The organism is Sphingobacterium anhuiense (assembly GCF_042686355.1).
Classification (GTDB): Bacteria; Bacteroidota; Bacteroidia; order Sphingobacteriales; family Sphingobacteriaceae; genus Sphingobacterium; species Sphingobacterium anhuiense.
In genome coordinates this window covers 550085-571892 of record NZ_JBHUPE010000004.1, presented here as the reverse complement: position 1 = coordinate 571892, position 21808 = coordinate 550085, and the positions used below count along the sequence as shown (strand labels likewise).

Below are 21808 nucleotides of genomic sequence, written 5' to 3'. Positions count from 1 at the left end.
TTTACTCGTCTAAAACTCAAATAACATTCAGCTCCCCTACTTGTTCAAATATTCCAAAGCAGCATTCAGAACTTCATCTTGCCCCGCTTTGATTCCTTTTATCGTTGGTGACACCAAGTGATCAATCTTTATTCCAACACGTTGTGTTTTACTTTGGTCAGGATAATAAACACCAAGTCCTGTTATCGATGTTTTCAGATTGCCCGGTAAATCAATGTAACTCACATTTCCATCTGCACCGGCAGTTTGAGATCCGAATACCTTTACATTTGGAGAAGTTTGATAAGCCATAACATGATATTCGGCCGAGCTTTGCGTATCTTCATTAACCAAGACTGCTATCTTACCTTTATAATAATCGTTTGTTTCCTTTCCTACCTGAAGTGCGGGACTCATAATAAATGTACCGGGCTGACTAAGATTTGTATTTGTAAAACGTACGAAGTCGGTGGGTTTCGGAAGTAATAATGCACCTAGTTTGAAAACCAAAAAATCTCTCGGGTAGTTTCTATTATCAATAACAACACCTTTAATTTTGCTCCATTCATCCATATTTTCTTCTAGCATCTTACTTGTCAATAAACTGTGCTTAATATACAGGATATTATTATCCAACATTTTATAGGCAACAGTATCCGTCTCTGGAGCTCTAAACTGATTCAGCGGTACTGCAGGTACATTCACTTCCATTTCTCGACCATTACGGATTAGCTTTATCGGTACTAGATCACTATTACTCATTCTTAATCGCACTGCAAATTCCCTATTTGTTACTGCTTCATTCGGTGTTGCTATGTAAGTCCAGACAGAATCTTTAATCTCTCCTATCTTTTTATTTTCCTTACCCATCAACACATCACCTACTTGAAGCACATTGACACCATCATTGACGGCTAACAACTTGGTCACAACAGCCTTACCTTCCACGATGCGAATCTGTGCAGGAAGATGGTATGTACCATAATAGCTTTGCAACGCCTTTGGTCTACTCCACAATCCCGTATGAGCATCTTTAACCCGTGACAACATTTTCAAGACAGCTAATCCATAGCTCTTATCATCACGGCTCAAAATCATTTCGGGAACAGATATTTTCAGCACCTCATTCCAGTTGGGTTCGGTAAGATCTTTATTCGGTGAAAAATACTCGACCATATTCCAGAAACGAAAGAGCGTCAATAAACGAAAACCCGCATCTGCACTTTGGATATTGTCATATTTCTTTTCATTCTGAAAAAGTACATTACCTATTCCATTTGCAAAACTAAAATAGTGATGCTTATCAAAATTAGTGTAACGAATACGCTTCAACTTATCTTTCAAATCCTTTTTGAAAGATAGCTTATCGATCCAGGAATAGTCTACTTCGTATATCATGTGCTCCATTTTAGCTTTCGGGTAGTCCTGTGTTGTACCCAAACTATCCAAAAGAGTTGCATAGTAAGCTTCCACGGTTTGATTATCCTGAGCTGTAATAACAGCATGAATAGATTTAAATAGGTATTGATCCCAATCCAGCTTACCTTGTGCTACAGCTGGATGTCTGTATTTCAGAAAACCCCAAATTCTTCCCAGATCAACTAACCTCTGATCGATTTCAGGACTATTATTGAAATCTGTAATTCCTGATTCAACTGGATCTTTTTCTGCAAATGGAACAAACTTGCCGGTTTCTTTAGTGATATCCTTTCCGTCTACGGTAACGATAACATCATCGAACCAGACCTTCCCTTCACCTGAAAGGAAGAATGCCAAAGAAATACCTTCAGTCTTATCCGGGTTTAACTTTGCCGTCACCGTAAAGTTTTCCCAATCTTTTGTACCCCTCACTTCGCGCTTTGCCATATTGTCGAAAAAGATTTCCGGATCTATTCTTAACATAACATTTACCACAGAACTAGCGGTTACATTTTCACGCTTAATCATGACAGACAAACGAATGGAATCACCCTTTAAATTGGAAGGAAGTCCCATCATAACACCTCCAAAACCATTGCTTTTTTTAAGGCTTTCCACTCTTAAAGAGCCTTTGCCTTTATAATACACATCGTGATCAATAACCGTTGTAAAAACAGTACTGTCACCGAGTCTATACCAAGGGCGAGCAATTGGTGTCTCGAAAGAAAAATTAAAACGTTCCTGACTTCGGGCAGGAAAACCCAAGCTCAGGAAAAAGACAGCAAATAAAATTGCTAATGAGGTTCGTTTCATAATTTAAATTTGCATTAAATTAATAAATTATATCATATTTAACAACATTTAATTGCCTACTTAGCATTTAAATAAAATATTACAAATAATTGTTTTTACAAAATTGATAAAATTGACCGATTAAAAATTCCCTTAACATGGATAAATGCATAATGAATATGCATTTAAAAAAGACATTAACACGAATAAACCAAATCATACTAACATAAAAATTAACTTTGGTTTCAAAAATTACATGATATCGTAATGGAGATAAGATCAAAATTATGAGCAAGTTCATCCTTCAAAAACTTCCCTTAAAAATTAACATATTTCACTATAAATAACTACCTTCAAGAAAGATTAAATCAAATAGAGCCTGTTAACAATAAAAATATGATGAAACAACTAGCTATACTCCTTATACTAGGATTCAGTATGGGTACAGCCGATGCACAGATTACCAGCATTTCGGCCAATAAAGCAAATTTCGAAAAATCTGGTTTTCCCTTCAAAGGAAAAAGAGTGCTACAGGTAGAGCATATCACCACAGCAAATGAAGATAATTTTATCGTATTCTCTAAAGAACAACGGAATGCAGATCCCGATCACCTCTATATCCAGCAGTTTCAAAAAAATAACGATAAATGGACTGTTGTTGCCGAAGACCATATTTCAGAAAAAGATATCGTCACGTCCGTATGGGATGCCCGCAAAGCTTTTTTTGATGCCGATAAAGATGGAAAACTAGATGCTATTTTTGTCTATTCACGACACCCAAAAGGTGATATGGCCAAACAGCTTAGCTGCATCGCACTTGTACTCTACAACAAACAGTTTTACAGATTACAAGCAGATCAAGCAGATGGCTACCAAAAGACGACCTATTCGGATAATTACAGTCAGTTGCCTGAAGTGATCAAAACACAGGTAGCACAATTCTGGGAAAAACTAGATAAGGATTAAAAACATAGCGCTACGTCTGTATCGGACGAAGCGCTATGCGGAAATTTCAAAAATAAATTATAGAGAAGCTAAGACCATCTTTTCTTCATCTGCCCCTATTTTACTGATGGTATAGCGTTTAATATCGACATGCTTCATTTCGTCCAGCGCCTGTACCACATCCACCGCCCGTGCTTCCTTACTTGGTTTGATCAATACGATCATGTCCTTGCCATCCGCCTTTGCAGGGATCTCCAATTTCATTCGATCCAATACTTTTCTTATCCCATTCTTACTGAGGTCAGTGAACTCCGGTTTCGAGATCGGGTGGTTAAAATCGCCATGATACCACATCAATCCTTTATCGGTTAACAAAAGCGATACCACACGCCTTTCATCCAATAATATCGGTTCATGCCCAGATTTATCAGGCATTGCGATATCTAGACGATGAGGTTTATTTAATGTTGTCGTCAGCATAAAAAAAGTGATCAATAAGAATGCAAGATCCACCATTGCTGTCAGATCGACTTTAGGAGCCAGTTTTTTACTTCTGATTTTCTTTTTTCCTCCTTCCGGTTGTTTTTGATTTAGCTCTGCCATGATGTTCTAGATTAAATGATAGAATTGGTTAATACTCATCTTTAAGATGCCAGTATCAATCATATTCCATATTATTTTTCAATAAAAAAGATGCATGATCAATGTTCCTCATCCAGTACTCCGAATGTCTTAAGCTTATTTTCCTACGTAAATCACAGCATTTCAGCGGGCAATAACATCCTAAAATCAACTAATCCATTCGCTGATCACTACTACCCAAACACCCGATTGGTCACCCTATGAGGCTGCGATTGAAGTGTCTTATACAGAAAACAGTCAAAAACTAGCCGAAAAGAAAAATATTTGGTGTACAACTGTGATTTTTTGACACGCACTGCGAATAATTAAGGAAATAAGTTTAATTAATATTTTTAACAATGGAATTTTCAATAACTGCTGCCACTTTAAATCGTATGCTACCTAAGCGGGTAGCACCTGTTTTCCATCATTGGAAACCGTACTTTCAGGCTACTAACATCCAGCTTTTCTGGTCGAGCATAGCAAAGTTCGTTTTAGCAAACATTTCTGCGCAAAACCTTATTATGGATAAAGCAAGAGATAAACACATCAGGTATAACCCAACAACTTTACATAAAATTAAGAGTTGGCATGCGCACTTATCATGAACAAGCAGGAACAAAAAGAATTCTTTCAGCAAATAATTGAACAGCACAAAGGAATTTTGTTCAAAGTTGCCCGTGTGTATTGCCATGACGAGCATGATAGGGATGATCTGATGCAGGAAATGATGATACAGATCTGGCAATCTGTTCCGAGATATAAAGAGCAGTTTAAAATATCAACCTGGTTATACCGTATCTCACTCAATGTCGCGATTTCCTTTTATCGGAAAAACACAACGAGGGCAAACCGATTCACGGTTCTTAATGAGGAGACATCAGATTTATACAATGAAGAAAAAGTAGAAACAGAACAGCAGCTTGACTTATTAGTACAGTTTATCAGCGAATTGAGAGAATTGGACAAAGCCCTCATATTGATGTATCTGGAAGACAAAAGCCATCACGAGATGGCAGAGATTTTAGGGCTATCCGTCAGCAACATAGGAACAAAAATAGGACGCATCAAGGATAAATTAAAAACAAAGTTTTCACAATAAAACCATAAAGAATGAACGAGTTAGAATTAAAAAAGCTTTGGCAAACCGCACAAGGAAAGTTGGATACTAACCTGGCTATCAGTACACAAAATACAGCAGCTATTACGCACATAAAAGTGGCGCATTTCCTATCATCAATGAAGCCTGTCAAGCTTTTCACGATCTTAGTGGGGGTCGTCTGGGTCGGTCTTTTAGGAACAGTAGTCGTTTACTTATTCTTATACGCTTTCCCTAAAACAAATCTCTTTTTTCTATTTTCAGCTACGGTGCAAGTCATACTGTCGGCCATTGCATTGATCACCTATAGCTACCAGCTTATCACCATTTATCAGGTCGATATCAGTGGCCCCATCTTAGAGACACAAAAGAAAATAGCTCATTTAAAATCAACCACCTTATGGGTCACCCGTCTACTTTTCTTACAGTTACCTGTCTGGACCACCTTTTATTGGAATGATAGCATGCTGGACAATGGAAGCTGGCTGTTATGGTTTTTACAAGGTAGCATAACCCTTGCATGCACTTATCTGTCCATTTGGCTTTTCATCAATATCAATTTTGAAAATAGGGATAAGAAATGGTTTCGCTTTATTTTCAACGGCAATGATTGGACACCCCTATTAAAGTCAATGGAACTTTTAGAACAGATTGATGCTTTTCAAAATGACAATAAACCACAACAAAGTAACCTGAGCTAACCCCCCATCATACCCCACCATCCAGCTATTCGATCATGGTTATGCAATAAGATTTGTTCGCATTTTTCTTCATCTTTTTATTAAACCGAAAAGATGAAGAAAATAAACAAATTAACAACATTTAGCCCTCAATTAACACCTCAAAACCGGCTATTATTTCGTATATTTATCGTTTAAGAATAATGCATCTTGAGGCCCTCAAAATAGACATTTAAACAACCTACACCCCCTATTTGCAGGCTGTTTTCACTGCGTTTTTTTTATCCTTGTAGATTATTCGCAGACGCAAAAAAATACTGCTGCGGTAACCTGAAAAATAAGGATATATTTTGATCCAAAGCAGTACATGAACACGGCTGCCAAAAAATTAAAAATAAGAACGCTTACTTGTCAATAGACCCTATTCGCAGGATACATTTCTTAAAGAATAAAACATCATAAGCTGTGCACATACGGCACTAATTTAAAAACAACATACAGATGGATATCATACTGATCAAAGTACTGGGTATAAATTTTATTGCAACATTAGTCAGATCGACGTTTGGATTCGGCGAAGCCTTAATCGCAGTGCCGTTATTAAGTTTTATTCTGCCGCTCGATATCGCAGTTCCCATGTCCGTCATGTTATCTGTCGCCATTGCCTTATTGGTGGTCGTTCAGGATCACAAAAAAATAGATGTTAAAAGTGCCAAATACCTCGTACTTGCCGCATTGATCGGCCTGCCAGCCGGTTTGGGTATGCTGCTGTATGGCAATGATAAATTGATTAAAATCGGATTGGGAATATTACTAATTGCATATTCAGCCTATGCCTTAACTGCTAAAAACACACAGGCTAAAACAGCAGATAATAACAGCTTATGGCTCTGGACCTGTGGTATAGCTTCAGGTGTATTGGGTGGAGCCTTCGGCATCAACGGTCCTCCGCTCGTTGTATACGGAAAAATCAAAGGCTGGAATCCCAGCGAATTTAGAGCAACTTTACAAGGTTATTTTTTACCTGTCAGCTTCATCAGCGTAGTCGGCTATTATTTTAAAGATCTCATCACAGAAGAAGTTGTCCTCTATTTCTTAAAATCAATACCCGTTATGATTCCGGCTATCTATATCGGCAGATGGTTAAACCACCGGATCGAACATAAAAAATTCTTTATATACGTGTACATCGGACTGATCGTAATCGGTCTTGTCTCTATTGTGAATACATTTATGTAAACACTACACAATTAAATAAGAAGGGCAATAGGCTGTCATTCAAGCATAATTTCACAGCCCTGTATGAGTTGCTTTTAAGTAATACAGTACCCGATTTGAAAAAGAACTGCAAAAACTGAAACCCTATAGCAAGAAAGCAGGAATCAATCTTGTTGTGGCAAATTTAGCCAGATTTTCAAATAAGATTGAATCCAGATTTAAGGTAATTGTACTTTGAAGACACGATACGGTAATTCCGTTCTGTTCTTTCCATTGCTCCAATTCGGATCCTGTGGAAGTTGAGCACAAGAAAAATACAGAAAGCCATCTGTTCCGATGCCTAGTGAATCTGGCCAGAGTAACCTTGAATCCTGTACTAAAGTATGCAACTGACCATCTGGACTTAAATACTTAATGGTATAGTCCAAGGAATTGGTTAAATAAATATTGCCCTTTTTATCGGCAATCAGTCCATGTGTTACACCCACATCCCCCATATCTTCAACTTTCGACTCCAATTCTTTCTCGGTCAAAGATTCATCGGTCAAATATTTCGTTTCGATGCGATATAAATGTGTTTTATTAATCGGTTTAAAATAAAAATATTTAAAATCATGCGTTAAAGCAATACCATTCACATTTGACATAAACGGTTTACCGTTTTTATCCCGCATTTCCACTCCATCATACACAAGTATCAGATCAGGATCGGCTAAAGTAAAAGATGTCTTTTCTAAAACTTGACGTGTTTTCCCTGTTGCTAAATCCAGAACAATAATTGCCGCTTGACCAGGGTCTGATAGATAGGCTTTATTCTTTTGGACATCAACACGCACATCGTTCAAACCCGATTTCGATTTATCCAGATCATCAAAGTTGTAGCTCTTCTCAACTTGATTTTTCCGGGTATTGATTTTTAATAATTTGAACTGCCCTTCTGCAGCTTCGCCTTTATCACCAAAAATAGAACCTGATGGCGCAGGTTTCGAATCCAATACCCAAAGAAAATCATTCGCATCAACATACAAATCCTGGACGCTAACAAAATGTCCGGCTTCTTCGCCCGGTTTATTCCATTCTTCATTCGGATAAGGAACACGCTCGCCGTTCACAATTTCTGTTAATCCGTACTGATAATCGGTATTTTGTTTCGGAAAAGCCACAAATAGCCGATTAGCAGTGTTTACACTTACGCCAATGGCCCGATATTTCCCAAAAGAAGCGACTTCTATCAGCGCATCGCTGTGGTATTGCTGAGCTAAAGTATGATCCATAATTCCGAATAAAGTCAGTACAAAGACCATGTTATTGATCCATTTCATTATTTTAATCTATTTTAGTTTAAGTACGATCCAATAAGCATTACAACCGTGCGTAATGCAAAAAAGCGATAGCAAAGCAACTTCCAACATTTAATTTCCACTGATAGCAAATAGCTATTCCATAAAATCAAGAACCTGTGCTAAGCACATCTTTTCCTGTTTTATACAATTGGTATCGCGCAAGCTGAAAGGCATGTGATCACTGCTTTGCTATAGCCATTCCGCTATCCTTTTAACTACTTTTCAATTTCTTCATAAATTCTAAAATTGCTGGACGTAAATCTTTAAACAAAGGATTTTCTTTGTTTTTCAGCATAACTTCCGTAAACAATTTCAGTCCCAAAGCAAATTCAGTCGCTGTTTCCTTATTATCAAAAATCTGTTTCGAACTGATCACCTCAAAAATGTTGAACAGATCATCATGATTATCAAAATTTAAATGTAAAGATTTTGTTCCCGCATCCCCATTCTTCAGACTAACTTCTTTTAATTCTAATTGATAAGCATTATTTCTTTTTTCCATAGCTCTCTAAAAATTACTAACAAATTCATTAATGGTATCTATTTCTTCTTGACTTAAATGGATCGCAATTGCCTGCGCATTTTGAACCGCTTGATCTGCATTTCTTGCTCCTGCCAAAGCAACAGTAATTCCCGCCCTTTCGATGGTCCATCGCAGTACCAATTGGGCTAAGGTAGCATGATGCTCATCAGCAATCGGTTTTATTTTCGCCAGTAAGTCATTGGTCTTCGCAATAAATTCAGGCTGAAAATGCGGTAAATTTGCACGGTGGTCTCCTGGTTGAAATTGATAATCCGTTGTTATCTTACCTGTCAGTAACCCTCTTTGTAATGGACTATAAGCTAAAATCGATTTATTGTTCACCACACAGTAAGAAACGGTTTCCTCTTCAATACCTCGATTCACCATACTGAACGGAACTTGATTAGATACCAATTTCAACGTTTTTTCAGCTTCCTCCATTTGTGAGGCACTATAATTACAGACACCGGCATAGCGCACCTTACCCTGTTCAATCAACCGGCCTACGGCTTCAAACGTTTCGCTTATTGCAGTTGTCGTATCGGGCCAGTGAATTTGATACAGATCAATATAATCTGTCCCTAGACGGCGTAAACTCTGTTCACATTCGTAAATAATACTGTCCTTACCCGCAAACTTATAGATATCGATCGCTTCACCCGCATTGTTTTTACTATGCATTGCTAAATTCCCCTCTGCCAGATCCCAACGCATGCCAAATTTGGTCAATAGCTGGACCTTATCTCGCGAAATTCCCTTAATCGCCTCACCGACGATTTCTTCACTGGTTCCCTGACCATAGATCGGTGCGGTATCGATAGCCGTTACACCGACATCATAAGAAGCTTTGATCGCTTCGATTGCATCGTTTCGATCCGTACTGCCCCACATCCAACCTCCAGCGGCCCACGCACCGAAAGTAATCGCTGAAATCTCTAAATCACTATCTCCTAATTTCCTGTATTCCATTGTTTTTTATATTTTATGTTCTAAAATCTAATTCACTTGATCATATTTCTCACTTCAGTTTTCCGACCGGCTAATGTCATACTCTTATAAAACAGTTAACTTGGGATGTTGTTTCCTGCTAACCTGAATATCGTTGTAGCTTACCTCAAAAAACGATTTGCCCAGTTGCCCACATATTAGAGCGAAACCTACATCATTTTAAAATCAGTGGGACGCATATTGGTCAGCTGGGAAAATGTATTACTGAATGCCGAAATATTCGAGTATCCCACTTCATAGGCAATTTCGGTAATCGTAAGATCCGTGTCCTTCATCAATTCCATCGCACGGATTACCCGGAGCATTTTCACATACTGCACAATAGAAATATGCAATTTGCTTTTGAACAACCGCGTTAGGGTTCTCACACTATAACCAAATGTTCTGGCAATCTCCTCCAACGCCAAAGATTCACTGATATTCGAACGCAAATAGTTCGTGATAACATTTAGGCGTTCATCATCAGTAATAGGAAGCTGAATTGCAAATTTCTTCAGATGCTCCTTAGGCAACAGGTTTTTCACCGTATTCAAAAACTCAAATTCCCAGGAACCCTTAAAAAAATCACCCTGCCATTTTTCACTAAAGACGAGCATTTCGGACAAGAGCTTACTCACCGGATAAATCCCCAATTCATCGTAAAAACCAGCATCACCCCGACTGGGGTAGTAAAAATTGATAATCTGTAGATCCTTGGTATTGAACATCAGATTATGGGAAAAATGGCCCGGGATCCAGATATAATGATTAGAAGGAATATAATAGTCCCTTTCCTGAGTCTGCAGATAAGCAATCCCACCGTAAACCAGTAAAAGTTGCCCCTTATCATGCTGATGGGCGAGCAATTGCTGTTCCGTCTGTTGACGGATCACCAAAATCGAATCGGGATGCTGATCGATATTCTTAATGAGCTGCTTCAAAAGATCCATATGGCCCAATTTAACAAACTTTAGGCTAATTATATAAAACACCTCCTCTTTTCTTCCAATAATTTTGCATAAAGATTATTATACAGCATACAAAAATGAAACAGTACCCCTTTTTAATCATCGCATTGATCGGCAATCTTTTCCTCACCCAGGCTTCTTTCGCACAAGCTCCTGATAGTACCTGGACATTGGAAAAGATATGGGATCTCGCCGCAAAGCAGAATCGGCAGCTGCATCTGGCGGATTTAAGTGTACAGGAAAGTAGGACCAGTATCCAGGAAGCACGGGACAAACTGCTTCCCGATCTGGCAGTATCCGGAAATTACGCCCTTAACTCCAAATTTCTAATTTATGATAACGGTCTCTTTTCAAAACCGCAGGATGTTCCCGTATCCAGTTATGGCTATGGCTTTGGTTACAACCTGGATTTCAATATTTACAATGGTGGTAGGGATAAACGAAATATCCACATCAAACAAGAAGAGCAACAGCGCAAGCAAGTTGAATTTGAACTGCAACATGACAACATCAAGTTTGCCATCGCCCTAGTCTATTACGAACTGTATAAGTATCTACGATACCATGAATTTCTGCAGACAGAAATCAAAACCGAAAAACAGCAGCTCAGCAGCATCCAAAGCCTACATAAAAATGGTGTCGTCCTCAAAAGTGACGTCCTACGTACTTCTGTGAAGCTCTCCCAATTGGAACTCAGTTTGTCGGACGTGGAGAAAAAAGTAGTGCTGGCCAAACAGCGTCTCAATATACTCATCGGAAGAAACGAAACCGAACCACTGGAAATTCCTATTCAGGAAATCGTGAACTTAGATGCTGGTAGCCTGGCAATTTATGCAAGCTATCAAGCAGAGGCCCTCAGTCAATCGCCGGAATTTAAAATCACCCAAAGTGATATCAAAATCAGCGAGCTTCAGATCAAACAGGCAAAATCCACCTTGCAGCCTAAGATCTCCCTGTATTCACATTACAACTACACGTATCCCCAGGTATCCTTTTATCCCTACTCCAACAATCCCTGGGGCTATGGACAGACCGGTATCAAGATGCAGTTTGCGCTAGACAACCTCTACAAAAGCAAGCATACCATCGCACACGCACGCAATCTCAGCGAACAGCAGAAAGAAAAAGCAAACATCAAAAAAGAGGAAATTTCGGTCAGGGTCAAAGAAGCATACCTGCAGCAGCAACAGGCACTCGAAAGCGTCGCAACAGCAGCTGACAATATCATCCAGACGACCGAAACTGTACGGGTCATTCGAAACAGCTACCTCAATCAGGAATCCCTGCTCACCGATCTGCTCGATGCGGAGAACATCCTGCTGGAATCAAAATTTAATTTAACACAAGCACAGGTCAATCTAAAATTAAGCCATATCAAGCTTCTGCTGATTACAGGAGCACTTTAATTGTAAACACCATGGACAAAAATAAAACAGATAAAATTGTAGTCGCGATCACCAAATGGTTAGGCATCTTATTATTGGTCGGTATCAGCACCTGGTGTGTCGTCTATTTCTGGAAAGGATATCAATACGAGCAAACGAACGATGCGCAGATCGATGCCTACCTCTCACCCGTAAACGCAAAAGTCGGTGGATACATCAGCAAGATTTATTTCCAGGATAACCAACAGGTAAAAAAAGGCGATACCTTATTGCTCATCGAGGAAAGTGAATACGGACTGAAACAGGAAGCCGCATTGGCCGAACTAATGAGTTCACGTGCAAAACTCCCGATCCTCAGTGCCCATGAAGATACCCAGCTCAAGACCATCGAAGTAATCAAAGCACATCTTTCCGGATCAAAGGCAAAACTAACACAGCAACAAAAAGAATTTAACCGCTATCAGAACCTGCTAGCCGAACAATCCACCACACAGCAGAAATTTGATCATGTGGAGGCAAACTTGGCCATCAATCAAGCAGATTATGATGAATCACAAGCTAATCTGCAGGTTGCGCAGTCCAAACTGCAAGATTTCAAAGCCCAGCGATCGGCGATTGAAGCCGAAATCCGGATCAAAGAAGCGCTGCTCAAAAGACAGGAATTGGATGTCCGCTACACTGTGATTACCGCACCTTTTGATGGGCAACTGGGCAAGAAAACCATTCAGGAAGGACAGTTGGTACAACCGGGACAGACCTTAGCATTTCTCACCAATGAAACCGAAGAGAAATGGGTCGTGGCCAATTTTATGGAAACCCAGATCGGCAGCCTACATATCGGAAATACGGTCAATATCGAAGTTGATGCCTTTCCTGGAGAGCAATTCACCGGAACCATCCAGTCCATTTCCCCCACTACCGGATCGCGCTACTCCCTGTTACCTCCCGATAATGCCACCGGTAATTTCGTGAAGATCATCCAGCGCATGCCTGTCCGCATTAAACTAAACGAAAGCCAAGGGCTAGCCAAACTCGCTGCCGGCATGAACGCACATGTATATGTGGTAAAAAATTAAAGATGCAAGCACACAAAATTCCTTTATTTAAACACTGGGTATCCGAGTGGCTGGCCAGATCGGTTATCTTCGCCATCCTGATGACCTGCTTATTCAGTTTTGCCCTCTACAGCAGTCCTGTAACCGTGATGGGGTATTACGGCGTAGCACCCACAGATGTACAATATGCCATGGTACTCATCTATGGATCCACAGTGACATTCTTGGCGCTCGATTCCCGTATTGTGAAATACTTCACCTCACGCAAATACCTATTGATGGCATTAGCGACCAATGGTATCTGCACATTGATCTGCTTCCATAGTAAAAGCTGGCCCCTCTTTCTCATCTGTCAATTTGCACAGGGCATCACCTGCGCACTGCTATCGGGTATTGTACTCCATCTGGTGTTCCCCAGACTGCATAGCACACGGGCCAGGGTCATCGGGTACACCATTCTCTATGCCGGCATTCAGATTTCTATTCCACTTTATTCCATCTACTGCAGCATGGTGCTTCATTATCTGGATTTCAACTGGCTGTTTTACGGAGCCAATATCTTACTGCTGCTGCTCACCGCTACCGTATTGATCACGATGGATGCCAAAGCAAGATTGCATAAAAAGATACCGCTCTATCAGGTGGACTGGATCGGCTACCTCTTCTATACCAGTTTTGTACTGCTCTTGGGCTATATCCTCATTTACGGGAGGCAGCTGGGCTGGTTCAGCAGTACCGTGATCTGCCAGCTAGTTCTGACCGCAGTATGCATCCTTATACTTTTTATTATCAGGGAAATGCGCTTAAAACGTCCGTTGATTAATCTGCGGATTTTCAAAGCGAAAAACTTTGTTATCGGTCTTTTACTGCTTTTTGTATTTTACCTCTTCAAAGGCAGTACAGGACTGACCTACAGCCATCTGGAAACAATCTTAAAAACCGATCCTTTACATACCATTCCCATTTGGTTGGCTGTCATATCCGCAACAGTACTGAGTATGTATGTAACAGCGCGCTTTATACTATTGGGAACCCATCTGATTCGGATGATCATCGTCGGATTTATCATCATGGGCTTGTATTATACCTATATGCTGCTCTTTATTTCCGTGACCGGATCGACAGCAGACTTTATACTGCCTATGTTTATCTATGGCATTGCAACCGGAGTTTTATTTGTACCTATTGTCACCTTCACTGTATCTGCTGCACCACCCAAAATCGCGATAAATGCTTCCATGATCGGTATTCTAGCTCGATTTATAGGATTTTGCAGCAGTATGGCGGTTAATAATGAACTGCAATTATTTACCCGGGCCGCGGTTCAGGATCAGGTACGCCATGCGGTTAACCAGATCAATCCGCAGTTGCCCCTCACCTTGCAGCAGATTGAACAGACCTATCAAAATGCAGGTAATGACGGCTTAAAATCGCAGGTGGCCGCCAATGCCTTTTTCAATACCATACTCAAAGAACAGATCCTCGCCCGCGCAAGCCGCGATTATTATGATCTGATGCTTACCGGAGTCGTACTGGTCATTATTATTCTGATCTTTCTACCCAAAATCCAGCAAGTGGTACTGAGATTGACAAAATTCAATGTTCCTTACTAGATATGAACAGATGTGCAAAAATAAATCGAAACCAATACAGCGCCTCTTTGTTTACCTAATGTCAGAAGGCAAAGCACATGTACGATATTGATCTAGGTCAAGAATTATAACAGTTTTAACCCTTAATTTTGTAGCAGAATATTAGAGAAGAAAATAAAAAATTTATAAACAAATTTAAACATTAAAGTTATGGCAAATTGGAGTTTAGACAAAGCACACAGTGAAATAGAGTTTAAAGTAAAACACATGATGATTACTAACGTAAAAGGTCAATTTCAAGATTTTGACGTTACGGTAGATAGTGATTCAAACCATTTAGAAAATGCCAAAATAGACCTGACCATTCAGACAGCGTCTATCAACACAAAAAACGAACAACGTGACGAGCATTTGAAAAGTGCAGACTTTTTTGATGTTGCGGCCAACCCGACCATTACATTTCATGCTACGAGCAGTAAAAAAGACGGTGATGATATTAAATTAACAGGCGATCTAACGATCAAAGGCATTACCAAATCCGTTACATTCGACGTGGAGTTTGGTGGTGTAGCAAAAGATCCTTGGGGTAATGAAAAAATCGGTTATACCGCTACCGGTAAAATCAACCGTCAGGATTTCGGATTAACTTGGAACGCGGCTTTAGAAACAGGTGGATTGATGGTGAGCGACGAAGTAAAATTCCAAGCAGATTTTCAGTTCATTGTGACGAAATAAGCAATATATACTCTTATAAAAAAAGTCATGCTCCCATCAGAAGCATGACTTTTTTTGTATATGCATGAGATCCATAGTTCCCGCACTAAGCAGGCACTTTCCGTCCTTTCTCCCGATCCCATACCCGGTGACCTTTCATCGCTTTGATAAAGTCTGCCGTCAGGTTATTTTTTGATTCGAGTACCACACCGGCATCCTTTTCCTGCTTGGCGATATACGATCCTGCAATTAATTTTTCAGCACCCTTAGCAAAGGCCAAAGCCTTACAATGTCTAAATCCTTCGTTGATAAAATGGATATAATCCGGCTCATCCTCCAATGTTGCAACCGAATCACCATCGGGTGTATAGAATGCATCATAACAGACCGAAGCTTCCGTCAGATAAGTATGCTGGATTTCCGCTTCTCCACCTTCCTTAAACTTCACGTTACCCGTATGTGTCGAGATCAGAACGGCCTCTGCACCCTCCGCTTCCAATGCTTTTTTCATGACATCGACCGATGCTTTGCTCACACCATCTGCCACTAGAAAAGCCACTTTCCGAGTTTCAATCGTTCCTTCACCCGGAGCGGTAGCCATACTCAATGCGGCAGATTTCTCTACCTCTGGCTTAGGCGCTTTCACCGGATATTCCGGATGGTTCTGACGCGCAAACTGTAACGTCAGTTCATCCAGTTGCTCCGGAGGTGTCAATCCCAGATTGGCACCCACTCTTTTTGCCAGTTCTTGATCGATCTGGTTTAAGATCGCCAGCTCCCTTTTACGGATAGCTACCGAATTGACTTTCGATAGCTCAAAGCTATAACCACTGATAATATGTTCCTTTTCAGGTGCTGTCTGCGAATTGAAAAACAAGCGGGCTTGTGTAAAGTGATCAGCAAATGACGAAGACCTGCGTCTTACTTTATAGCCATCCACCTTTTCCTCATGGCTCTTAAAACCGGTCTCGCCTTTTAACATCGCCTGATAGGGACAACCGCCACCCAAACTATTTGGGAAATAGCTGACGTTGCCTTTCAGGATATCCTGTCTTCCGAAACCGTCTTTTTGATTGTTATGTTTACCGTTGACCGGTCTATTGATCGGAAGCTCATGGAAATTAGGACCTCCCAATCGGTAATTCTGTGTATCTGCATAAGAGAATATACGTCCCTGCAATAAAGGATCATTGGTCAGGTCAATACCCGGTACCAGACGTCCTGGATCAAAGGCTACCTGCTCGGTTTCTGCAAAGAAATTTTCCGGATTACGGTTCAGTGTCATCGTTCCGATAATCGTTACCGGAATCAATTCTTCCGGAATGATTTTCGTTGCATCCAATAAATCGAACGAATATTTCTGTTCATCCTCTTCCGGTACAAGCTGTACACCCAGATCCCACTGTGGAAAATTACCCTTTTCGATATTCTCCCACAGATCCCGGCGTAAGAAATCCGAATCAAATCCCGATAATTTTTGCGCCTCGTTCCATGCCACCGAATGCACGCCCAATTTAGGTTTCCAATGAAACTTCACAAAAGTGCCTTTCCCTGCTGCATTGACAAATTTGAACGTGTGAACACCAAAACCTTCCATCATTCTAAAAGAACGCGGAATAGCACGGTCGGACATCGCCCACATCAGCATATGTGCAGATTCAGGCATCAAAGAAATAAAATCCCAGAACGTATCATGAGCGGATGCGGCCTGAGGCATCTCATTATTCGGTTCTGGCTTAACAGCGTGGATCAAATCCGGAAAGTTCATCGAATCCTGAATAAAAAATACCGGAATATTGTTACCCACTAAATCATAATTACCCTCCTCCGTATAAAACTTTACCGAGAATCCCCTTACATCGCGCGCCAGATCAGTCGATCCTTTAAAGCCCGCAACAGTTGAAAAACGGATAAACAGCGGCGTTACCGTACCTTTCTTTAAAAAAGCGGCACTGGTATATTGAGAAACATCTGCTGTCGCTTCAAAAATACCGTGAGCACCAGAACCTCTTGCATGTACCACCCGTTCCGGAATCCGCTCGCGGTCAAAATGAGCCAGCTTATCTTGAAAAATAAAATCTTCTATAAGTGCAGGACCACGTTCTCCTGCTTTGAGCATGTTGTTGTTATCATTGATCGGAACTCCATCATTCGTCGTCAATACCCGATTGGCATTGTCAATCGTATGCTCCTGAATCTGCTGCACTTTTTTGTTTTCTTGTTGCTTAGCCATGTTTAAATAAAGTTATTGATGAAGATTAGAACATGTCGGTACCCTTCACATGACCGACACTATTACTAGTAACAACCTAAGGTCCGATTTGTTTCCGCAGATCCGCAACGCAAGAAGCCCCGACCGAAGACATAAGACTGAGCAACAGTCTTAATAGAGTCAATTTAAAGGTAATATAGTTTTAATAAAAGGTAATAAACTTGCATTTTTATTCATTTTAACCTCCTATTTTTAACCTAATCATTTGTTTCGTCAAATAATCAAGCGGAAGATTTTTTAGCGAAACAGGTGACAGTCAGAGCAAGATCACGTACAGCAATTGCCTAAATCCGTACATATACGGTGCGTCCCGAATAAGATGCAAGTACCCATTTTTTCAATACGATCATTTAGAATAATCCATATATCCTTTAACCAAAAACAACTGTTATGAAAATTTACCATCTCGTACTTGCAGTGACCCTACTATTCGGATCCTGTAAAAGAACAGAAATTCTCACCCGTATTGATGCCAATACGAACACCCTCGACACCGTCTACACTTCAGACCATCCCTACAACCTCAACGTCGTCTTGTTTGTTCCTTCCGACATGGTTCCCAATCCCGATTACGAAAGACGTATCAGCGAAACACTGATCTACCAACAAAACTTTGTCAAAACCTGGATGCAGCATTGGGGACATGGCGACAAAACCTTCGGATTGTTAAAAAATGCTTCCAACAGGGTCAAAATCCATGTTGTACAGGGCAATCTCCCGACTTCCTCCTATCCGTATGAGGGTGGAGAATCGGCTATGTGGCAGGAAATTACCACGTATTTTCAGACCCATCAAAAATCCAGTGACCATTACCTGATCCTGACCACGGTCAATAAGTTCGGTGAACAAAATGCGCCATACTATGGCATCGGAACCAAATGCTACGGCATCGATTTCCCCGATATGGAAATCGCCAATATGAGCCGTACCGATACAGCTGGGCTGGCTTCTTCCTGGATCGGAGGCAATACGCATGAAATGATGCACGGTCTCAATCTGCCGCATAATGGCGGTCTGGTATCGCAGAACAACCTCTACGGTACACCGATTATCACCGGAAACGGTGGCACCTTTGTCGTAGCACCGACTTATTTAGATGCCTGGGACTGTGCCGTACTGAGCCGTGGACAGGTGTTCAGTACCACAACACGTTCGGACTGGTATGCGGGTGCCAATGCGAAAATTACCAAATTGAATGCCCGCTATGACGATGCTACACAAAAAGTAATTGTATCCGGACGGTTCAGCAGTAATAAAAAGGTGGACTTCATCGGCTTTACTAACGATGCTAAGCGCAGTGCCGGAGATGGTAACTACGACTCTGAAAACTGGGTAACCACCCCGATCGGTCTGGATAGTTTTTATACCGAGATCGCCATTACCGAATTCAAAGATCGCAGCAACCTGCAGAATGATTTTACAATCAGCCTGATCCATGAAAATGGCTACAGACATTGGAGCAGCTACAGTTATCAAATGCAGAACGGTAAACCCGATATTCAGTTTGGCGACAGACCCGAATACAATAAAGCAAATTGGACTATCGTTGCCGTAAGCTCGGAAGAGACTCAGGCAGAAAGCGGTCAGGCTGTCCATCTCATCGACGGAGATAAAACAACGCAGTGGGTAAGCCGTTGGTCTGGTGCGAGTTCTACCCATCCGCATTTCTTTACCATCGATATGGGAGCCTCAAAACCGGTGAACCGCTTTACCTTTGTACAACGCTCTGGAGGAAGTAAACCCAAGAATATTCAAATTCAGGTCAGTACCAATAACAGCACCTGGCAAAATGCCGGCAGTTATGTGCTCCCAGATGCGGCAGGACCTGCCTACGTGACTTTACCCAATAGCCTAACCTTCCGTTACTTTAAAGTGACGATTTCCAGCGCCACCGATGGCACGCAATGGGCGGCGCTAAACGAAGTGGGCACCTATCAAGATTAATTTTAATTTCACAAAAAAAACTCCTGAACGGATCCGTTCAGGAGCTTTTTAAATTTCTCTTTTCAAGCACATACATAAGGTCAACGCCATTCCATAACTGTTATAAAATCAAAGAGAATCACTTCTAAACCATTTTATCAATCTATACGAGGTATCAAAAACAATTGATCACGCAGCGTTAGGACTGCGTGATCAATATACATGACGAGTCTGAAGGTTTATTTCGTATACGATATTTCTTTATAAGGTGTGTAAAAGAAATCAATAGACTGAACAAGAGGCTTATAAACTGTCCGATACTTGATCGTACTTGGACTTACAATATCTTGTAAATTCGCCTTGGTTTCATATGGGGTGATTTTTACCGTCATCATCTCACCGTTCAATTTTTGATAAACAACTTCCGTATACTGCATCGGGAAAAATGTTCCCTCTCTAGGCAGATTGCTCTCACTATTAAAGGTTGCTTTATGTAAAGCACTATTCGTTTTATCAAAACTAGAAAAGGTTCTATTGATTAATGTTAGATTATATCTTTCACCATAGATATATTGATTCGTATTAACACTTTGAGAACTATCTTTACCGGAATATGAACGCACATCAACACTGTATGTCGCTTCTTCCAGTTGGTCTAGATTTATCTCTCTAATTTTACCATAACTATTCGGTGCTACATCAAATGGTATGATAGTCTGTTTTGCTGACAAACTGTTCCTCAAGAAAACTTTTAAAAGTTTCACTTTCGGATCTGTTGTCATCTGAAAACGTAAAATTGCTCTTTTATTTCCAGGTATCAAAGTCAAAGAATCTATTCGCCCTGGGTAATAAATCTCTCCATTTTTCAAATAGTCGCCGTAATAATAGTCTGCTGGTTTGCAACTTGAAACAGCCACTAAAAAGGTGCAGAAAGCTATTATTGTGTATATTTTATTTTTCATATTTAAAATTGCTATTGGGTATATTTACCAAAAAATTTCATCTCAGATATGGCTACTGTCAAAGCATTTCCTAGAGGTTGTTCCCGGACTCCATTCCAAGTGCAGAGTACTTTTACACGAAAGTATCGGTAAGATTCCTGCGTATCCCAAGCCACTTCAAAATCTTCTCCTGCCTGTGCATACGTTTGATCCTCTTGTGTCGCATTCACCCCGAAAGCAAGCCCAGATGGTCGTGTTCCAGTAAAAGATCCAACCAATGTCCAAGAATCCCATGAACCATCCGTCGCAGGATTGTTACTGGCGTAAACTTCAAACTCTTTAGGGTGGGTTGCCTGAAATAATAAAGAAGCATTATCATTACGCCCCCATAACTTCACACGACTTAATTGTACTTTTTTACCTAAGTCCAAACTAAATTGTAAAGGAATTGGTGCATTCCTGCCCCACCATTGTTTTCCTGTATTATAAGTAGATCCGGTTTGTAATCCATCAAAAAGAGCGACCTCTAAATCCGCGCTATTACCCTGAGCAGAATAATTAAGAATATATTCGCCGTTCTTATTTTCATTTGAATAGGCAACTATACCTTTATATCCCTTAATACCTTTCAGCTCTACTTCCTCCAAAGGGGTGAGCGTGCGTACAATCGTATCGGAAATATTTCCCCACTGATCACGAATAATTACGCCGTATTTGGCTGCTATGGGATTTTCACCGCGCACTCTGATTACGCCTTCTTTCGATTTGGTATAGGTGTCATTGATGGTATTCCAGCCTGTCATATTTGTGGTTGGATTAGTCCCAAATTTAAAGACACGCAATATAATATTTGCAGCAGATTCATTTTTGTAAACTAAATTAATTCCGCCAAACGTGCTATAGAAGTAACTATCCGATTCAAATGATTCTGCCAAGATCTGATACTGAGGTTTACCCGTCTTAATCTTAATCATAATGGGATCTGACTGTACTTCACCAACACTAACAGCCTTTAACTCGATATTATATTCACCGATTTTTGCAAAGCCTTCTACCTTCAGATGATTATCGTACACGCTCGATTTGGCGACCATTGTACGACCGTTATCTAAGGTATATGTCGCCTGGACGTAGCGCAAGTCAACATTATCGGGCATATCATAAGATATAATCGCTCCGCCAGCTGCTTCTTCAAAACTTATGTTTGTTAATTTATCTGGTTTTGCACCTTCCCTTGCGAATTGAATGCCACTATCTTCTTTACAGCTTATGATGGTAAAGGTGATCATTAAACACAACCAAACATTAAAGTGACTACTGAATTTTTTAATATTTTTCATAATGATTTTCGT

At 40.5% G+C, this 21808-nt stretch carries 19 protein-coding genes; 10 read left to right on the top strand and 9 right to left on the bottom strand.

The annotated features are described in order from the left end of the window. Window positions 1–36: 36 nt before the first annotated feature. Entirely contained in the window at window positions 37–2211 is a 2175-nt protein-coding gene (locus ACFS6I_RS08020; RefSeq protein ID WP_380919484.1) for a S41 family peptidase, read from the bottom strand. A 375-nt stretch (window positions 2212–2586) separates the two neighbouring features. Here ACFS6I_RS08020 and ACFS6I_RS08015 point away from each other — a divergent pair, with 375 nt between their 5' ends. Then, on the top strand, window positions 2587–3156 hold the full coding sequence (locus tag ACFS6I_RS08015) for a hypothetical protein (RefSeq protein WP_380919482.1): 570 nt from the start codon (window positions 2587–2589) through the stop codon (window positions 3154–3156). 57 nt (window positions 3157–3213) lie between these two features. On the opposite strand, the gene ACFS6I_RS08010 is transcribed toward ACFS6I_RS08015, so the two are convergent. Then, window positions 3214–3738 (bottom strand): ExbD/TolR family protein, encoded by a 525-nt coding sequence (locus tag ACFS6I_RS08010; RefSeq protein ID WP_380919480.1) that lies wholly within the window; start codon window positions 3736–3738, stop codon window positions 3214–3216. Between the two features lie 377 nt (window positions 3739–4115). Here ACFS6I_RS08010 and ACFS6I_RS08005 point away from each other — a divergent pair, with 377 nt between their 5' ends. The 4 genes from ACFS6I_RS08005 (at window position 4116) to ACFS6I_RS07990 (ending at window position 6774) form a co-directional block, all read left to right on the top strand. Continuing rightward, complete coding sequence (locus ACFS6I_RS08005; protein WP_380919478.1) at window positions 4116–4364, top strand: hypothetical protein; 249 nt, start codon at window positions 4116–4118, stop codon at window positions 4362–4364. Continuing rightward, the gene (locus ACFS6I_RS08000) at window positions 4361–4858 is read left to right on the top strand and encodes an RNA polymerase sigma factor (protein ID WP_380919476.1); all 498 of its coding nucleotides are present in this window, start codon (window positions 4361–4363) and stop codon (window positions 4856–4858) included. The genes ACFS6I_RS08005 and ACFS6I_RS08000 overlap by 4 nt, the downstream gene beginning before the upstream one ends. An 11-nt stretch (window positions 4859–4869) precedes the next feature. Further along, window positions 4870–5556, top strand: a complete 687-nt coding sequence (locus ACFS6I_RS07995; protein WP_380919474.1) for a hypothetical protein — start codon at window positions 4870–4872, stop codon at window positions 5554–5556. A 480-nt stretch (window positions 5557–6036) separates the two neighbouring features. Further along, the gene (locus ACFS6I_RS07990) at window positions 6037–6774 is read left to right on the top strand and encodes a sulfite exporter TauE/SafE family protein (protein WP_380919472.1); all 738 of its coding nucleotides are present in this window, start codon (window positions 6037–6039) and stop codon (window positions 6772–6774) included. A gap of 197 nt (window positions 6775–6971) precedes the next feature. Here the strand turns inward: ACFS6I_RS07990 and ACFS6I_RS07985 are convergent, their stop codons facing one another. The 4 genes from ACFS6I_RS07985 to ACFS6I_RS07970 form a co-directional block, all read right to left on the bottom strand. Further along, window positions 6972–8075: an L-dopachrome tautomerase-related protein gene (locus tag ACFS6I_RS07985; RefSeq protein ID WP_380919470.1), complete on the bottom strand. Its 1104-nt coding sequence runs from the start codon at window positions 8073–8075 to the stop codon at window positions 6972–6974. A 232-nt stretch (window positions 8076–8307) separates the two neighbouring features. Next, window positions 8308–8598: a DUF3861 domain-containing protein gene (locus ACFS6I_RS07980; RefSeq protein WP_380919468.1), complete on the bottom strand. Its 291-nt coding sequence runs from the start codon at window positions 8596–8598 to the stop codon at window positions 8308–8310. Between the two features lie 6 nt (window positions 8599–8604). Continuing rightward, window positions 8605–9588, bottom strand: a complete 984-nt coding sequence (locus ACFS6I_RS07975; protein WP_132845333.1) for an aldo/keto reductase — start codon at window positions 9586–9588, stop codon at window positions 8605–8607. Window positions 9589–9776: 188 nt separating this feature from the next. Continuing rightward, on the bottom strand, window positions 9777–10556 hold the full coding sequence (locus ACFS6I_RS07970; protein ID WP_380919466.1) for a helix-turn-helix domain-containing protein: 780 nt from the start codon (window positions 10554–10556) through the stop codon (window positions 9777–9779). A gap of 95 nt (window positions 10557–10651) precedes the next feature. Between ACFS6I_RS07970 and ACFS6I_RS07965 the strand changes: the two genes are divergently transcribed. From ACFS6I_RS07965 to ACFS6I_RS07950, 4 genes are all read left to right on the top strand, one after another. Then, entirely contained in the window at window positions 10652–11980 is a 1329-nt protein-coding gene (locus ACFS6I_RS07965; RefSeq protein ID WP_380919464.1) for a TolC family protein, read from the top strand. Between the two features lie 11 nt (window positions 11981–11991). Beyond that, complete coding sequence (locus ACFS6I_RS07960) at window positions 11992–13035, top strand: HlyD family secretion protein (protein ID WP_380919462.1); 1044 nt, start codon at window positions 11992–11994, stop codon at window positions 13033–13035. Window positions 13036–13037: 2 nt separating this feature from the next. Beyond that, window positions 13038–14627: an MFS transporter gene (locus ACFS6I_RS07955; protein ID WP_380919460.1), complete on the top strand. Its 1590-nt coding sequence runs from the start codon at window positions 13038–13040 to the stop codon at window positions 14625–14627. Between the two features lie 189 nt (window positions 14628–14816). Further along, entirely contained in the window at window positions 14817–15341 is a 525-nt protein-coding gene (locus ACFS6I_RS07950; protein ID WP_021191618.1) for a YceI family protein, read from the top strand. Between the two features lie 85 nt (window positions 15342–15426). On the opposite strand, the gene ACFS6I_RS07945 is transcribed toward ACFS6I_RS07950, so the two are convergent. Further along, entirely contained in the window at window positions 15427–17553 is a 2127-nt protein-coding gene (locus ACFS6I_RS07945; RefSeq protein ID WP_380919458.1) for a catalase, read from the bottom strand. Window positions 17554–17982: 429 nt separating this feature from the next. Here ACFS6I_RS07945 and ACFS6I_RS07940 point away from each other — a divergent pair, with 429 nt between their 5' ends. Then, on the top strand, window positions 17983–19536 hold the full coding sequence (locus ACFS6I_RS07940) for a discoidin domain-containing protein (protein WP_380919456.1): 1554 nt from the start codon (window positions 17983–17985) through the stop codon (window positions 19534–19536). Between the two features lie 218 nt (window positions 19537–19754). Here ACFS6I_RS07940 and ACFS6I_RS07935 read toward each other — a convergent pair whose 3' ends face one another. Next, a complete protein-coding gene (locus ACFS6I_RS07935; RefSeq protein ID WP_380919454.1) occupies window positions 19755–20477 on the bottom strand; it encodes a DUF4998 domain-containing protein in 723 nt (240 codons plus the stop codon). 11 nt (window positions 20478–20488) lie between these two features. Beyond that, window positions 20489–21796, bottom strand: a complete 1308-nt coding sequence (locus tag ACFS6I_RS07930; RefSeq protein WP_380919452.1) for a DUF5000 domain-containing lipoprotein — start codon at window positions 21794–21796, stop codon at window positions 20489–20491. Between the last annotated feature and the right edge of the window lie 12 nt (window positions 21797–21808).

Bases quoted from the DNA above. Each gene is read 5' to 3' on its own strand.
- ACFS6I_RS07950 (WP_021191618.1), top strand. From the start codon at position 14,817: ATGGCAAATTGGAGTTTAGACAAAGCACACAGTGAAATAGAGTTTAAA.
- ACFS6I_RS07975 (WP_132845333.1), bottom strand. From the start codon at position 9,588: ATGGAATACAGGAAATTAGGAGATAGTGATTTAGAGATTTCAGCGATT.
- ACFS6I_RS07980 (WP_380919468.1), bottom strand. From the start codon at position 8,598: ATGGAAAAAAGAAATAATGCTTATCAATTAGAATTAAAAGAAGTTAGT.
- ACFS6I_RS07945 (WP_380919458.1), bottom strand. From the start codon at position 17,553: ATGGCTAAGCAACAAGAAAACAAAAAAGTGCAGCAGATTCAGGAGCAT.
- ACFS6I_RS07960 (WP_380919462.1), top strand. From the start codon at position 11,992: ATGGACAAAAATAAAACAGATAAAATTGTAGTCGCGATCACCAAATGG.
- ACFS6I_RS07935 (WP_380919454.1), bottom strand. From the start codon at position 20,477: ATGAAAAATAAAATATACACAATAATAGCTTTCTGCACCTTTTTAGTG.
- ACFS6I_RS07930 (WP_380919452.1), bottom strand. From the start codon at position 21,796: ATGAAAAATATTAAAAAATTCAGTAGTCACTTTAATGTTTGGTTGTGT.
- ACFS6I_RS07985 (WP_380919470.1), bottom strand. From the start codon at position 8,075: ATGAAATGGATCAATAACATGGTCTTTGTACTGACTTTATTCGGAATT.
- ACFS6I_RS07940 (WP_380919456.1), top strand. From the start codon at position 17,983: ATGAAAATTTACCATCTCGTACTTGCAGTGACCCTACTATTCGGATCC.
- ACFS6I_RS08005 (WP_380919478.1), top strand. From the start codon at position 4,116: ATGGAATTTTCAATAACTGCTGCCACTTTAAATCGTATGCTACCTAAG.
- ACFS6I_RS07995 (WP_380919474.1), top strand. From the start codon at position 4,870: ATGAACGAGTTAGAATTAAAAAAGCTTTGGCAAACCGCACAAGGAAAG.
- ACFS6I_RS07965 (WP_380919464.1), top strand. From the start codon at position 10,652: ATGAAACAGTACCCCTTTTTAATCATCGCATTGATCGGCAATCTTTTC.
- ACFS6I_RS07990 (WP_380919472.1), top strand. From the start codon at position 6,037: ATGGATATCATACTGATCAAAGTACTGGGTATAAATTTTATTGCAACA.
- ACFS6I_RS08000 (WP_380919476.1), top strand. From the start codon at position 4,361: ATGAACAAGCAGGAACAAAAAGAATTCTTTCAGCAAATAATTGAACAG.
- ACFS6I_RS07955 (WP_380919460.1), top strand. From the start codon at position 13,038: ATGCAAGCACACAAAATTCCTTTATTTAAACACTGGGTATCCGAGTGG.
- ACFS6I_RS08010 (WP_380919480.1), bottom strand. From the start codon at position 3,738: ATGGCAGAGCTAAATCAAAAACAACCGGAAGGAGGAAAAAAGAAAATC.
- ACFS6I_RS08015 (WP_380919482.1), top strand. From the start codon at position 2,587: ATGATGAAACAACTAGCTATACTCCTTATACTAGGATTCAGTATGGGT.
- ACFS6I_RS08020 (WP_380919484.1), bottom strand. From the start codon at position 2,211: ATGAAACGAACCTCATTAGCAATTTTATTTGCTGTCTTTTTCCTGAGC.
- ACFS6I_RS07970 (WP_380919466.1), bottom strand. From the start codon at position 10,556: ATGGATCTTTTGAAGCAGCTCATTAAGAATATCGATCAGCATCCCGAT.